This window comes from Mesorhizobium sp. BR1-1-15 (assembly GCF_020165475.1).
Lineage (GTDB): Bacteria > Pseudomonadota > Alphaproteobacteria > Rhizobiales > Rhizobiaceae > Mesorhizobium.
Map to the genome: position 1 here is coordinate 81,134 of NZ_JAIUIF010000002.1, position 13,959 is coordinate 95,092.

Sequence of the window (13,959 nt, forward strand, 5' to 3'; positions counted from 1 at the left end):
GGTAAAGTCTGCTTGAACTCAAGCACGGGTCTGGTTTCAGGCGCGTTTTTGGCGGGCACCGGAGGAGGTGTCGTGATTTGGAGGAATCCCATGCTGAACAGACGCAAATTTTTGATGAGCACCGCTGCCGCGGGGGCCGCCGGGCTGGTGGCGTCGCGTCTTTCTCCCGCTCTTGCCCAAGGCACGCCGCAGATCCAGATTTTCGTGCCGGCGGCGCCCGGTGGCGGCTGGGACCAGACCGCGCGCACGATGGACCAGGTGCTGCGCAGCGAGAAGCTGATCTCCGGCTCGCAGATCACCAATGTCGGCGGCGCCGGCGGCACGGTCGGGCTGCCGCAATTCATCAGTCAATGGAACGGCAAGGGCAATTCGCTGATGGTCGGCGGCATGGTCATGGTCGGCGCCATCATCGCCAACAAGGCTGCCAATAATTTGACGCAGGTCACGCCGATCGCCCGGCTCACCGGCGAGTTCGAAGCGCTGGTGGTGCCGGCGGCCTCGCCGTTCAAGACGGCCGCCGACTTCGTCGCCGCGCTTAAAGAGGATCCGACGAAGGTTCCCGTCGCCGGCGGCTCGGCCGGCGGTTCGGACCATATCCTGTTCGGCCTGATCGCCAAGACGGCGGGCGTGCCGGCGACAAACCTGTCCTACGTGCCGTTCGCGGGCGGCGGCGAGGCGCTGTCAGCGCTGCTCGGCAACCAGGTGGCGGCGGGCATTTCCGGCTTTGGCGAGTTCTCCGAACAGGTCAAGGCAGGGGCGCTCAGGCTGCTCGCCATTTCCGCCGACAAGCGGCAGGAGGGCATCGATGCGCCAACGCTGAAGGAAGCCGGCATCGACGTCGAACTGTTCAACTGGCGCGGCGTCTTCGCACCCCCCGGTGTCTCCGATACCGATAAGGCGGCGATGATCACGCTGGTCGAGACCATGGCCAAGAGCGATGCCTGGGCCACGGAATGCAAGAACCGCAACTGGACGCCCATCCTGCTCACCGGCGACGATTATGCGAAGTTCCTTGCCGAGGATACGGCCCGCATCGAAGCCATCCTCAAGGATCTCGGGCTCGCCTGATTTCCCTGAAGAGGGCGGGTCCATGGTCCGCCCTTTTTCCTCCCGCCGTTCGCATGGACATGCGATCCACCGGGGGTGAAGATAGAATAAAAGCCGACTGTGAGACGCCGGCTGCCTTGGGAGGACATTCATGAGCACCAGCGACCAGCAGGCTGCGTCCTCGCGCCTTGCCGTACCCGAACTGTTGATCGGCATCGGGCTTCTGGCCTGTGCCGGGGCGGTTGCCTGGCAGACCTTGGCGATCCCGGTGTCGCCGCTCTACTCCAAGGTCGGCCCGACCGTCTTTCCCTATCTCACCATGTTCGGGCTGGTGGTTCTTTCGCTCCTGCTCATCGTCGCCGCACTGCGCGGCGGCTGGCAGCCGGAAGAGGAAAGGGAGACGCCGACCGACTGGAAGGCGATGGGCTTCGTCGTCATCGGCCTTGTCGCCAACCTGCTCCTGATCCAGCCGCTCGGCTTCACCGCGGCATCCGTCATCATGTTCGTTCTGGTCTGCTACGGCTTCGGCAGCCGGCATACGCTGCGCGATGCGCTCACTGGCCTCGTGCTGGCGCTGGCCGCCTATTTCGGCTTCGCCAGGGCGCTCGGCGTCAATATCGGCGCCGGTTTCATCGAGAACCAGCTGAATACGGTAATCGATGCGTTCACCAGCACGCTGAGGGGCTGACGCCATGGAAACGCTAGGCCATCTGGCACACGGTTTCGCCGTCGCCTTCACTCCGGTCAACCTTCTGTGGTGCCTGCTCGGCACCACGCTTGGCACCGCCATCGGCGTGCTGCCCGGCCTCGGACCGGCGCTGACCATCGCGCTGCTTCTGCCGATCACCTACCAGGTTGCGCCGGAGGCCTCCTTCATCCTGTTTGCCGGCATCTATTACGGGGCCATGTATGGCGGCTCGACGACCTCGATCTTGCTCAACACGCCAGGCGAAAGCGCTACCATCGTCACCGCGCTGGAAGGCAACAAGATGGCCCGGTCCGGGCGCGGCGGCGCCGCACTTGCCACCTCGGCGATCGGCTCCTTCGTCGCCGGCACTCTCGGCACGCTGGGCGTCGCCTTCCTGGCGCCTATCGTGGTCAGGTTCGCGCTGGCCTTCGGCCCGGCCGAATATTTCTCGCTGATGGTGCTGGCCTTCATCACGGTTTCGGCGGTGCTCGGCTCGTCCTCGGTGCGCGGCTTGACCAGCCTGTTCGCCGGCTTTGTTATCGGCATGATCGGGGTCGACCTGCAGACCGGCCAGCCGCGCTTCACCTTCGGCATGACCGAACTGCTCGACGGCGTCGACGTCATCATCGCCGCCGTCGGCCTGTTCGCCGTCGGTGAGACGCTCTACATGGCCTCGCGCCGTTATGCCGGCAAGGACGAGATCGTGCCGCTGAAGGGCTCGCTCTACATGACGGCGGCCGAATGGAGGCGCTCGTGGAAGCCCTGGTTGCGCGGCGCCGCGATAGGCTTCCCGATCGGCGCCATGCCGGCCGGCGGCGCCGAGATCCCGACCTTCCTGTCCTATGCCATCGAAAAGAAGCTTTCGAAGCACAAGCAGGAATTCGGCACGGTTGGCGCCATCGAGGGCGTAGCCGGTCCGGAGGCCGCCAACAATGCCTCGGCCGCCGGCGTGCTGGTGCCGATGCTGACGCTCGGCCTGCCGACCTCGGCGACGGCGGCAATCATGCTTTCGGCCTTCCAGAGCTACGGCATCAATCCAGGCCCGCTGCTTCTGACGACACAAGGCAATCTGGTCTGGGGACTGATCGCCAGCCTGTTCATCGCCAATGTCATTCTCGTCATCCTCAATCTGCCGCTGATCGGGCTTTGGGTGCGGCTGCTGAAGATCCCGGCGCCGCAACTCTATGCCGGCATCCTGGTTTTCGCCACCGTCGGCACCTACGGCATTTCGCAGTCGCCGATCGACCTCGCCATCCTCTATCTCCTGGGTGCTGCCGGCTTCCTGATGCGGCGCTTCGATTTCCCGACCGCGCCCGTCATCATCGGCATGATCCTGGGACCGCTCGCCGAAACCCAGTTCCGCCGCGCCATGACGATCTCGAACGGCGACTGGTCGGTGTTCTACAAGCACCCGCTGTCGCTGACCCTGCTGACGCTGGCCTTCATCGGCCTGGTCGGGCCGCATATCTGGGCCTACATCGAACGCCGCCGATTGCGGGGGCCGGAGCATGTGCCGGGCGATGCCTGATCGATTTGAAGTGACATGACAGACCTGCTTTCCGGCATTCGCGTGCTCGACCTGACCAACGTCCTGGCCGGGCCCTATTGCGCCTACCAGCTGGCGCTGCTCGGCGCCGACGTGATCAAGGTCGAGGCGCCGCAAGGCGGCGACCTGGCGCGACAGCTCGGCGGTTCGCCGGAACTCAACCAGGCCGGCATGGGCGCTTCGTTCCTGGCGCAGAATGCCGGCAAACGCTCCGTCGTGCTCGATCTCAAGAAGGAAGCCGAGCGCGAACGCTTCCTCGACCTGGTCGCCAGCGCCGATGCGCTGGTGGAAAATTTCCGCCCCGGCGTCATGGGCCGGCTTGGCCTCGGCTACGAGGCGCTGAAGGCGGTCCGCCCCAGCCTTGTCTACTGCGCGATATCGGGCTTCGGCCAGACCGGGCCGATGCGTGACAATCCGGCCTATGACCAGATCATCCAGGGCCTTTCGGGCATTATGAGCATCACCGGCACGCCGGAGACGGCACCCTTGCGGGTGGGCTATCCCGTCGCCGACACGCTGGGCGGATTGGTCGGGGCCTTCGCCATCGTCTCGGCGCTGGTGAGGCAGAAGACGAGCGGCGAGGGTGCCTTCCTGGACGTATCGATGCTTGAATGCACATTGTCGGCGCTTGGCTGGCCGGTTTCCAACTATCTGACGGCCGGGGTCGATCCCAAGCCGATGGGCAATGAGAACATGACGGCGGCACCGTCGGGCGCCTTTCGCACCGGCGACGGTCTGCTCAACATCGCCGCCAACAAGCAGGAGCAGTTCGTAACACTTTGCCGGCTTATCGAACGGCCGGAGCTGGCGTCGGATCCACGCTTTGCCGAGCGCGAGACGCGCAAGCGGAACCGTGCGGCGCTGAAGATCGAGATCGAGGGGGCCTTGGCGAATGGCCCGGCGGCTGCGTGGGAAGAAAAACTGAACCGCGCCGGGGTGCCGGCGGGCAGGGTGCTGACGATCCCGCAGGTGCTGGCCGAACCGCAGGTGCTGGAGCGCCAGATGACCAGGGCTTTCGACGGCGTGGCTGACATGGAGAGACCGCTGACGGTTCTGCGCGGCGGCTTCATGGTCGATGGTACGGCTCCATTGCCGGCTTCTCCGCCACCGGCCCTGGGCGAGCACATGGACGAGGTTTTCGCCGGCCTGCCGCCGCGAGCCAAGGCAAAGGCACTCACATGAGCGATATGAGCGAGCAAAAGACGGGCCGCGAGCGTGCAGAGGAGTGGTGGCAGACCGGCATCATCGAAATGCGGCCCGGCGTCATCCGGCTGCGCGGCTATGAAATCCAGGACCTGATCGGCCGCGTCAGCTTCCCGGCTGTCATCTGGCTGATGCTGCGCGGCGAATTGCCCAGCGAGGAACAGGCCGCGCTGCTCGGCATTGCGCTGGGCGCGGCCGTCGATCATGGGCCGCAGGCGCCGTCGATCGCTATCGCCCGCATGGCGGCGACCTGCGGTGTCGGTATCAACAGCGCCATGGCTTCGGCCATCAACGTGCTTGGCGACGTCCATGGCGGCGCCGGCGAGCAGGCGCTTGCCTTCTATGGCGACATTGCCGCGGCGCTCGATGGCGGCACGACGCTGAAAGAGGCTGTCTCGGGGCGGCTTGACCGGTTCTTTGCCGGGGAAAAGGGCTACGTGCCGGGGCTGGGCCATCGCTTCCATCCGGTCGACCCGCGCGCGCCGCGCCTGATGGAACTGACGCGGGAGTTTGCCGCGCGCGGCGTGATCAATGGCCGCTTCGCCGATATCGCCGAGGCGATCGAGGCGGAGGTCGCGCGGCGCAAGGGCAAAAAGATACCGCTCAACATCGATGGCGCGACCGCCGTCATTTACGGCGAGCTTGGCTTTCCGCCACCGCTGACGCGCGGGCTTTTCGTGCTGTCGCGCTCGGTCGGCATCCTGGCTCATGCCTGGGAACAATCGCAGCAAGCCGAGCGAAACAAAGGTCCGCTGCCACGCGAATGGCTGTGGGCCTATGCCGGTACGCCGGTGCGATCGCTCCCCGAAGAGGACGGCGCCGGGGCGTGAGGCCTTTACGTAGGGCCGATTTGTGCCGGCTGGGGAAGCTTCAAGGTCCTTACCAGCGTCGAAAGTTCGGGTTCGTCGATGAGCATGGCCGCATCGGCCGGCGCCAGCCAGGCCCGTTGCCGCCGTTTGGCTTCCTGCCAGTCGGCAAGCTCTTGCGTTACTTCCAACAGATAGACGATGACATCGACGCGCACGAAACGGTTGGCCAGCCGCTTCCAATAGGAATAGGTGCCCGCCGGCTGCTTCAGGGTCTTGCCGAGTACGCCCGCTTCTTCCTGCGCCTCGATGGTGGCCGCCTTGCGTCCGCTCTTGCCTTTCATCGGCCAGCCCTTGGGTACGATGAAGCGCCTGGTGGTGCGCGAGGTGACCAGCATCACCTCGATGTCGCCGCGCTGGTCCAGCCGAAAAGGGATAGCCGCGACCTGGCGGATCGTCTCGCCCTTCTTGGCCTTGCGCACGGCCTTTTTCTTGGTGGCTGCCATTCGAAAATCCAGTCGGTGCAGTGCCCATACCGTGACGCGGTGTCGTTACAAAACTCAAACTGCGGCAGGGGCACCTGAACGCCCCTACCATGTAAGTCGGCTAAATAAAAGGGAAGCCCGCCTCAGCGGCAGGTGCTTACGGCGGTGTTGCCGATTATCTGGGTCTGGCAGTTCGGCCTGACCCGCGGCACGATGGGCGGCGGCTGTTGCACGATCACCCGGTCCTGAGCTCGATTCTGTTGCTGCTGTTGCTGAAACTGCTGCCGCTGGACACGGTTTTGCAAGGCCTGCAGATCGTTCTGCTGGATCAACGCGTTGTTGTCGACGGAGGGAATGAGCACCTGCGCGGAAGCAGGCAGACGGATGCCCGCCAGCGTCGAGGCTGCCAATGCCGCCGTCATGAAAACCGTTGATGGCCGAAGCGCCAACATCTGCTCATTCCCGCACAAACAAAATTCACTCTACATATAGTGCGTTTGTCCCCTCGTGCCACGCCAGAGTGCCGATTAACAGGAAATCGCGTGATCGCGCCCCCTTCGCGGCGGAGGAGAATCTGCCCCGCCGCCCGCATCGCACTTGACGGAAGCGGTCGATTCACCGCTCTATCGGGTTGACGCTGGCCTCGAATTCCATGGCGTCAACGGCGTCGGCATGTCCGTCGGATGCAACGGCGCCTTCGAGGAAACGGTCAAACAGAACGCCGTCAGTGCGTCCTCAGGGTCAGCATCCAGCTGGCTCAGGGATGGAGCCGGGCAAAAGGGGTCCTTATGAGGAAGCATGCGTATCTGCTGGCGATGCTGGCGGCTGCCTGCATCGCCGGTCTTCCAGCCGCGGCGGCGCAGACAAAAGGCGACAAAGCGGCGGCCGCGCCCGCCGCCAACCAGCCACAGCTGCCCGGCGGCGCATCGGCCTTGTCCGAAACCCACGGCGACTGGGCGGTCAACTGCCAGATATCGGGCGCGGCCAAGGCATGCAGCCTGTCACACCAGCAGTTCAACAAGCAAAGCAACCAGCGCCTGCTGGCGATAGAGCTGTCGAGCAAGACGGGCGAAGACGCGACCGGCACGCTCGCTTTGCCGTTCGGCCTGGCGCTCGCCAAGGGCGTCAGCCTGACGATCGACGACCAGAAGCTGGACGGCAGCCTGCAGTTCAACACTTGCCAGGCTGTCGGCTGCCTGGTGCCGGTGGCGTTCGATGCCAATGTCGTCCCCGTGCTCAAGGCGGGCACCACCTTGAAGGTCGATGCCTTCGCGGCGGATACGGGGCAAGCGGTTAGCTTCTCCATTCCGCTCAATGGCTTCGGCAGTGCGCTTGCACGGACCGCGGAGCTTCTTGCCGACTAACACGTTCAGCGTTCGATAGAATCGCCAGCCCGCGCTAAACCTTTGTTTTTGCGGAATTCCGACGATCCAGCTCGTCAAACCACGATCGTTTTCAGCCGTTCCGCGATCAGGGTGGCGAGCCGGGTCGCCACTTCGTCCTTGCTCATCTCGGGCCATTCCTCGACGCCGGTCTTCGAGACGATGCGAACACGGTTGCGGTCGCCGCCCATCACACCGGATGGGCCGACGCCGCTGGTCTGCGACACGTCGTTGGCGACAATGAAGTCGGCGCCCTTCTTCCTCAGCTTGGCTTCGGCGTTGCGCAAAAGGTCCTGCGTCTCGGCGGCGAAGCCGACCACCAGCGCCGGCCGCTGCTTGTGATGCCCGACGCCCGCAAGGATGTCGGGGTTCTCGATCATGCGCAGCACCGGCGGGCCTTCGCCCGGCGCTTTCTTGATCTTCTCGCCGGCCGGGCTGTCGGCGCGCCAATCGGCGACGGCGGCGACGAATACCGCCGCATCGGCCGGTAGAAGCTGTTCCACGGCATCGCGCATCTCCTGCGCCCGCTCGATATGGATGGTCTTCACACCAGCCGGATCGGCGATGCTGACGGGACCGGAGACCAGCCTCACGTCGGCGCCGAGCCTAGCCAATGCCGCCGCAATGGCATGGCCCTGCTTTCCCGACGATCGGTTGGCGATGTAGCGAACGGGGTCGATCGGCTCGTGCGTCGGGCCTGACGTGACGATGATCTTCTTGCCGGCCAGCGGCTTGGATCCGGTATCGAGCAGCGCCTCGATGGCGGCGACGATCTCCAGCGGCTCGGCCATGCGACCTTCGCCAGCCTCGTTGCTCTCGGCCATCTCGCCTTTGGCGGGGCCAACGAAGGTGATGCCATCCTTGTGCAGCGCCGCACGATTGCGCCGCGTCGCCGGATGCGCCCACATTCTGGGGTTCATGGCCGGCGCCATCAGCACCGGCTTGTCGGTGGCCAGGAGCACGGTGGAGGCAAGATCATTGGCGTGGCCGTTGGCGAGCTTGGCCATCAGGTCGGCGGTGGCGGGCGCCACCACTAGCAGATCGGCCTCGCGCGATAGCCTGATATGGCCGACATCGTGCTCGTCATTGCGATCGAAGAGATCGGTAAAGACATGGTCTGCCGAGAGCGCACCGGCGGACAGCGTGGTGACGAATTCCCGCGCAGCCGACGTCATGACCACGCGCACCGCCGCACCCCTTTCACGCAGACGGCGGATCAGGTCGAGTGCCTTGTAGGCGGCGATGCCGCCGCCGATGATGAGCAGGATGCGCTTGCCGGAGAGGCTCATGAAGGACCAGAGATCATCAGCGACTTTCTTCTGATCAAAATCTGCTTTTTGCAGCTCCCGGCCGAATTCGAGGATCTCCTCCGCCGTAACGAAATCCTCGGCACCTTTGAAGGTGGGCGCCACTTCCTTGAGCAGCAGACTTCTTGCCTCCTGCTCCATCGACACACCATGACGGGCAGCCCGCTCGCGCAGTCTTTGTTTCAAATCCTCGTCGAGATTGCGAATGGTCAGGGTACCCATGGCTAACTTTGCCTCCCTGCCATTGGTTGAACCTTGGCCTCGTCCTTAAATGTCAGGCGTCCACCATCGAAGCCTTTCGTGGTCGGAAGCCCCACTGATGCCGCGAGCACATCCCGCGCCTCCTGCTCCATGGAAACGCCGCGCGCGGCACCGCGTTCACGCAATCGCTGCATGACATGATCTTCCAGATTCCGGACAGTAATCCTGGCCATAGTCGCACTCCTGCGCACAATATAGCTATCCCGTCTTTCGACTGCAATGACCGCATTGCTGTCATTGCAGTCACTCAGAGCAGCTTCCAGGCTATATAGACCAGCGTCAGGGCTATCACCCACAGCGCCACGCGGCCGGAGCGGTTGTAGCGCGCTTCGGCCTTTCCGATGGCGCGGGCCGTCGCCTCGTCGAAGCGCAGGCCATGCTCGGCCATCAGGTCGATCTCGCGCGACAGCCGCTCGGTGCGCGCTGCCAACTCGGGGGCTTGGCGGATCAGCGTCAGCATCGCCTTGCCGCCGTCGCGGGCGTCGGCCAGCAGGCCGCTTGGCCCGAGATTTCCTGATATCCAGCCGCTGACCACGGGTTCGGCGGTCTTCCACATGTTGAAGGCCGGATCGAGCGTGCGCGCCACGCCCTCGACCACCACCATGGTTTTCTGCAGGAGGATCAGTTCGGGCCGCGTCGCCATGTCGAAGAGTTCGGTCACCTCGAACAGCAGCGTCAGAAGCTTGGCCATGGAAATGGTCTCGGCCGGCTGGCCATGGATCGGCTCGCCGATGGCGCGGATCGCCTGGGCGAAGGCCGCGACATTGTGCTGGCGCGGCACGTAGCCGGCCTCGAAATGAACCTCGGCGACGCGCAGATAGTCGCGCGTGATGAAGCCGTAGAGGATTTCGGCGAGGAACCGGCGCTCCTTCTTGCCGAGCCTGCCGGCAATGCCGAGATCGACCGCGACGATCGTGCCATCAGCCTCGACGAACAGGTTGCCCGGATGCATGTCGGCGTGAAAGAAGCCGTCGCGCAGCGTATGGCGCAAGAACGACTGGATGAGGTTGGCCGCGATTGCCCTCAGATCGTGTCCAGCGGCGGCGAGTCCGGCGATGTCGTTCATCTTGATGCCGTCGACCCATTCCATGGTCAGCACGTCGCGGCCAGTGCGCTCCCAGTCGACGGAAGGGACGCGAAAGCCCGGATCCTCCCTGGTGCTTTGACCAAGTTCCGAAAGCGCGGCCGCCTCGAGGCGCAGGTCCATCTCGATTTTGGTGGTCTGCGCCAGCGTCTCGGTCACCTCCACGGGCCGCAGCCGGCGTGAGGAGGGGATGTATTTCTCCTGCAGGCGGGCGGCGAGGAAATAGCTTTCGAGATCCTGGAAGAAGCGGCGGCGCACGCCCGGCCGGATCACCTTGACCGCTATCTTCCTGGCGACGCCGCCATCGACGGTTTCAGCGGCATGGACCTGGGCGATGGAGGCCGCGGCGACCGGGTCGCCGAACCGCGTGTAGAGGTCGCCGAGCTTGCGCCCGAGCGAGCCCTCGATGGCCGCCACCGCCTCGGCCGTCGGGAAGGTGTGCATCTTGTCCTGCAGCATGGCGAGATCGAGCGCCATGTCGTTGCCGACGACATCGGGTCGTGTCGCCAGAAACTGGCCAAGCTTGACATAGGACGGCCCGAGCCGGACCACCGCCTTGGCCAGCCGATCGCTGCGCTCATAGGCGAGCGCGCGGCGGCGGGTAAACAGCCGCGCCAGCCGCCAGCCCAATTTCGGCAGGCCGGACAGTTCCTCGCCGGGCAAAGCGGCGACGACGCCCTCGCGCACAAGCACCCAGCCGGCCCGCATGAGCCGAAATCCAGCGCTGACGGTGCTCATGCCCGGGCCTGCCTCAAAGTTTCCAGCCCGAATGAAGCGCGGCGATGCCGCCGGAATAGTTGCGGAACGAGACCCGATCGAAGCCCGCGCGGGTTATCATGGAAGCAAAATTCGCCTGGTTGGGGAATTTCGCGATCGACTCGACCAGATAGGAATAAGGCTCGCCGTCGCCGGTGACGGCCTTGCCGATCTTCGGAATGGCCTTGAACGACCAGGCCTCGTAGACCCTGTCGAGCAACGGCATCTCGACCTCGGAAAATTCCAGGCACAGGAACCGCCCGCCCGGCTTCAGCACGCGCAACGCTTCGCTGAGAGCGACGTCGATCCTGGGAACGTTGCGGATGCCGAAAGCGATGGTGTAGGCGTCGAAGGTGGCGTCCGCGAACGGCAGTTCCTCGGCATTGGCTTCGACGAAATCGGTGTTGCCGGACATGCCTTTCTTTTGCGCCCTGTCGCGACCGACGGCGAGCATCGAGCCGTTGATGTCGAGCACGGTGGCATGAGCATGCCCATGGCTGGCATCGACGATGCGAAAGGCGATGTCGCCGGTGCCGCCGGCGACATCGAGCACGCACCAGCCCGGCCGCTTCGGCGGATTGAGCCAGGCTACCATGGCGTCCTTCCACAGCCGGTGCAGGCCGCCCGACATCAGGTCGTTCATCAGATCGTAGCGGTTGGCGACCTTGTGGAAAACATCGTTGACCAGGGGCTGCTTGTCGCCTGCCCCTACACGCTTGAAACCATAGGAGGTTTCCATGCCGCCGCCGGCCGTGGTTCTCTCAACTGACATTTTTTTGATCCGTCATAAAACCGGCGGGACCATAGCCGATCGATGGTGCGGGCGCTATTGTTTAAGGCGCGGTGTTCGGCCGCGCTTCCAGGTGGCGGGTTTCGAGACCTGGACTGACCGACGGGATGTTTGAATGCCTTTGAAAGCGGAACTGCACTGCCACATCGAAGGGGCAGCGGCACCGGAACTCGTCATCCGACAGGCGCAGAAATACGGCAAGGACATCTCGCCCTATATCCAGAACGGCTCTTTCGTCTGGCACGATTTCACCTCTTTTCTCGCCGCCTATGATTTCGCCTCCGACCTGTTCCGGACCGAGGAAGACTATGCGCGGCTGGCTGACCATTATCTGACCAGCCTGGCTCGTGACGGCGCCATCTACTCAGAGGTCTTCACCTCGCCGGATCATGCCATGAAGGCGGGCCTGTCGCCCAAGGCCTATACTGACGCGCTCGGCGAAGGCATGCTGCGCGCCAAGGCCAAGACCGGCATCGAGGGCCGTATGATCGTCACCGGAGTGCGCCATGCCGGCGTCGAGTCCATCGAGCAGGCAGCGCGCTTTGCCGCGCGCTGCGGACACCCGCTGGTAACCGGCTTCGGTGTCGCCGGCGACGAGAGGGTCGGCGAGATGGAGGACTACGTCAGGGCATTCGAAATCGCCCGCGAGGCCGGGCTCGGCATTACCGTTCACGCAGGCGAACTGACGGGGTGGGAGACGGTCCAGGCGGCGCTCGATCACATCCGCCCGTCGCGCATCGGCCATGGCGTGCGCGCCATCGAAAACCCCGATCTTGTCCGGCGCATCGCCGATGAGGGCGTGGTGCTGGAATGCTGTCCCGGCTCCAACATTGCGTTGAAAGTGTTCGACAGTTTCGCCGCCCACCCGTTCCCCGCCCTGCTCGCGGCCGGCTGCAAGGTGACGCTCAACTCGGATGATCCGCCCTATTTCTGGACCTCGCTGAAACGCGAATACGACATTGCGGCCGAGTATTTCTCGATGAACGAGAAGGCGCTGGCGGCCGTTACCCGAACGGCCATCGAGGCCGCTTTCGTCGACAGGAAGACCAAGGCAACGCTGCTCAGCCGGCTGGATGCGAAGGCCAGGTGAATGAAGGCTGGGTGGACAGGGAGTGGCCAGCAGTGAGCAGTTTGGCGGAGCGCGCATCGGGACTCGCAAATCGGCTCACTATTCACTACTCACTATTGGCTACTCACCACGAACCACGTCGGAGCACATCATGAAGGGCGTCACCGTCGTCGACCACCCGCTTGTCCAGCACAAGCTGAGCATCATGCGCAAGAAGGAGACATCGACGGCCGGTTTCCGGCGGCTGCTGCGCGAGATCTCGCTGCTGCTCGGCTATGAGGTGACACGCAATCTCGAACTCACGACGACGACCATCGAAACGCCGATCGAAATGATGGAGGCGCCGACGCTGGAAGGCAAGAAGCTGGTCTTCGCCTCGGTGCTGCGCGCCGGCAATGGCTTGCTCGAAGGCCTGCTCGACCTGGTTCCGGCGGCCCGCGTCGCCCATATCGGCCTCTATCGCGACCATGAGACGCTGGAAGCAGTCGAATATTTCTTCAAGGCGCCGAGCGACCTCGCCGACCGGCTGGTCATCGTCGTCGATCCGATGCTGGCCACCGCCAATTCCGCCATCGCGGCGATCGACAAGTTGAAGGGGCGCGGCGCCACCAACATCCGCTTTCTGTGCCTGCTGGCGGCGCCCGAAGGCATCGAGCGCTTCACCAAGGCACATCCCGACGTTCCCGTCTTCACGGCTTCCATCGATCGCCAGCTCAACGAGAAGGGCTACATCATGCCCGGCCTCGGCGACGCCGGCGACCGCATGTACGGGACAAAGTGATTTACCGAAAGTTTACGCAACGGCGCGGTTTCGAGCGGCGTTAAAACGGCAAACACCATCCCGGCGTTAAGGATCGGCCTTCACGACAGCGCCGCGCGTCCTGTCGGACGCTGCGACACTTTGATTCGCGCGTGATCCTTTCCGAAAATCGATCCCGATTTTCGGGGTCATGCGCCGGGGCCGATCCATGCTGCGCAAGCTACTTGTCCTCAGCGTCTTTGCCGGTACATCGGCATCCATCCCGATTGTCTATCAGTCGAATCCGCAGATGTTCGAAAGCCTGCTGAAAACGGCGGTGACGGCCAAGCCAGCGGCCGACGCCCGTCCGGAGGTCGCCTTGGCAGCGGCTCCCGACAAGCCGGTGGCGCCGTTGCCGATGGGCCGCAAGGTTGTCGTCACGGCCGACGCGCGAGGGCATTTCTCGTCGGCCTTCAAACTGAACGGACGCCAGATCGACGGCATGATCGATACAGGAGCGACACTGGTCGCCGTCAACACCTCGACGGCGCGCAGGATCGGTCTGTCGCTGAACCCGTCGGATTTCAGTCATGAGGTCAACACGGCCAACGGCACGATCAAGGCGGCGGTGGTGATGATCGACCGCTTGCAGATCGGCAGCATCACCGTCAACGACGTGCAGGCCATCGTGCTCGACGACAAGGCGCTGCACACCAATTTGATCGGCATGAGCTTTCTCAATCGGCTGGGCAAATATCAGGCCGAAAACGGCACGCTGCTTCTTGTCCAGTGAGCG

The 13,959-nt window shown here is 64.1% G+C and carries 15 protein-coding genes; 9 read left to right on the top strand and 6 right to left on the bottom strand.

Annotated elements, in window-relative coordinates:
• Positions 1 to 90 precede the first annotated feature (90 nt).
• The 5 genes from LB541_RS04050 (at position 91) to LB541_RS04070 (ending at position 5,314) form a co-directional block, all read left to right on the top strand.
• Positions 91 to 1,068 (top strand): Bug family tripartite tricarboxylate transporter substrate binding protein, encoded by a 978-nt coding sequence (locus LB541_RS04050; RefSeq protein WP_140496391.1) that lies wholly within the window; start codon positions 91 to 93, stop codon positions 1,066 to 1,068.
• A gap of 130 nt (positions 1,069 to 1,198) precedes the next feature.
• A complete protein-coding gene (locus LB541_RS04055) occupies positions 1,199 to 1,735 on the top strand; it encodes a tripartite tricarboxylate transporter TctB family protein (protein WP_140879542.1) in 537 nt (178 codons plus the stop codon).
• A gap of 4 nt (positions 1,736 to 1,739) precedes the next feature.
• Complete coding sequence (locus LB541_RS04060) at positions 1,740 to 3,263, top strand: tripartite tricarboxylate transporter permease (protein ID WP_140556474.1); 1,524 nt, start codon at positions 1,740 to 1,742, stop codon at positions 3,261 to 3,263.
• A gap of 15 nt (positions 3,264 to 3,278) precedes the next feature.
• Positions 3,279 to 4,463: a CaiB/BaiF CoA transferase family protein gene (locus LB541_RS04065; RefSeq protein WP_140879543.1), complete on the top strand. Its 1,185-nt coding sequence runs from the start codon at positions 3,279 to 3,281 to the stop codon at positions 4,461 to 4,463.
• Positions 4,460 to 5,314, top strand: a complete 855-nt coding sequence (locus LB541_RS04070) for a citryl-CoA lyase (RefSeq protein WP_140879544.1) — start codon at positions 4,460 to 4,462, stop codon at positions 5,312 to 5,314. The genes LB541_RS04065 and LB541_RS04070 overlap by 4 nt, the downstream gene beginning before the upstream one ends.
• 5 nt (positions 5,315 to 5,319) lie before the next feature.
• Here the strand turns inward: LB541_RS04070 and LB541_RS04075 are convergent, their stop codons facing one another.
• Together LB541_RS04075 and LB541_RS04080 are read right to left on the bottom strand one after the other, a co-directional pair.
• Positions 5,320 to 5,796 (bottom strand): NUDIX hydrolase, encoded by a 477-nt coding sequence (locus LB541_RS04075; protein WP_140496381.1) that lies wholly within the window; start codon positions 5,794 to 5,796, stop codon positions 5,320 to 5,322.
• A 122-nt stretch (positions 5,797 to 5,918) separates the two neighbouring features.
• On the bottom strand, positions 5,919 to 6,227 hold the full coding sequence (locus LB541_RS04080; protein ID WP_140522484.1) for a hypothetical protein: 309 nt from the start codon (positions 6,225 to 6,227) through the stop codon (positions 5,919 to 5,921).
• Between the two features lie 336 nt (positions 6,228 to 6,563).
• On the opposite strand from LB541_RS04080, the gene LB541_RS04085 reads away from it, so the two are divergent.
• Positions 6,564 to 7,139: an invasion associated locus B family protein gene (locus LB541_RS04085; protein ID WP_224617908.1), complete on the top strand. Its 576-nt coding sequence runs from the start codon at positions 6,564 to 6,566 to the stop codon at positions 7,137 to 7,139.
• A 74-nt stretch (positions 7,140 to 7,213) separates the two neighbouring features.
• Here LB541_RS04085 and coaBC read toward each other — a convergent pair whose 3' ends face one another.
• The 4 genes from coaBC to ubiE form a co-directional block, all read right to left on the bottom strand.
• Positions 7,214 to 8,686, bottom strand: coding sequence for a bifunctional phosphopantothenoylcysteine decarboxylase/phosphopantothenate--cysteine ligase CoaBC (coaBC, locus tag LB541_RS04090; protein ID WP_210239736.1), 1,473 nt, complete (start codon positions 8,684 to 8,686; stop codon positions 7,214 to 7,216).
• 2 nt (positions 8,687 to 8,688) lie between these two features.
• Positions 8,689 to 8,898: a FitA-like ribbon-helix-helix domain-containing protein gene (locus tag LB541_RS04095; RefSeq protein WP_140496375.1), complete on the bottom strand. Its 210-nt coding sequence runs from the start codon at positions 8,896 to 8,898 to the stop codon at positions 8,689 to 8,691.
• 74 nt (positions 8,899 to 8,972) lie between these two features.
• The gene (ubiB, locus tag LB541_RS04100; RefSeq protein ID WP_224617909.1) at positions 8,973 to 10,547 is read right to left on the bottom strand and encodes a 2-polyprenylphenol 6-hydroxylase; all 1,575 of its coding nucleotides are present in this window, start codon (positions 10,545 to 10,547) and stop codon (positions 8,973 to 8,975) included.
• Positions 10,548 to 10,560: 13 nt separating this feature from the next.
• Entirely contained in the window at positions 10,561 to 11,337 is a 777-nt protein-coding gene (gene ubiE, locus LB541_RS04105) for a bifunctional demethylmenaquinone methyltransferase/2-methoxy-6-polyprenyl-1,4-benzoquinol methylase UbiE (protein ID WP_224617910.1), read from the bottom strand.
• Positions 11,338 to 11,470: 133 nt separating this feature from the next.
• On the opposite strand from ubiE, the gene LB541_RS04110 reads away from it, so the two are divergent.
• From LB541_RS04110 to LB541_RS04120, 3 genes are all read left to right on the top strand, one after another.
• The gene (locus LB541_RS04110) at positions 11,471 to 12,445 is read left to right on the top strand and encodes an adenosine deaminase (RefSeq protein WP_224617913.1); all 975 of its coding nucleotides are present in this window, start codon (positions 11,471 to 11,473) and stop codon (positions 12,443 to 12,445) included.
• Between the two features lie 130 nt (positions 12,446 to 12,575).
• Positions 12,576 to 13,205: a uracil phosphoribosyltransferase gene (gene upp, locus LB541_RS04115; protein WP_140686063.1), complete on the top strand. Its 630-nt coding sequence runs from the start codon at positions 12,576 to 12,578 to the stop codon at positions 13,203 to 13,205.
• 187 nt (positions 13,206 to 13,392) lie between these two features.
• The gene (locus tag LB541_RS04120; RefSeq protein WP_140556484.1) at positions 13,393 to 13,956 is read left to right on the top strand and encodes a TIGR02281 family clan AA aspartic protease; all 564 of its coding nucleotides are present in this window, start codon (positions 13,393 to 13,395) and stop codon (positions 13,954 to 13,956) included.
• Positions 13,957 to 13,959 lie beyond the last annotated feature (3 nt).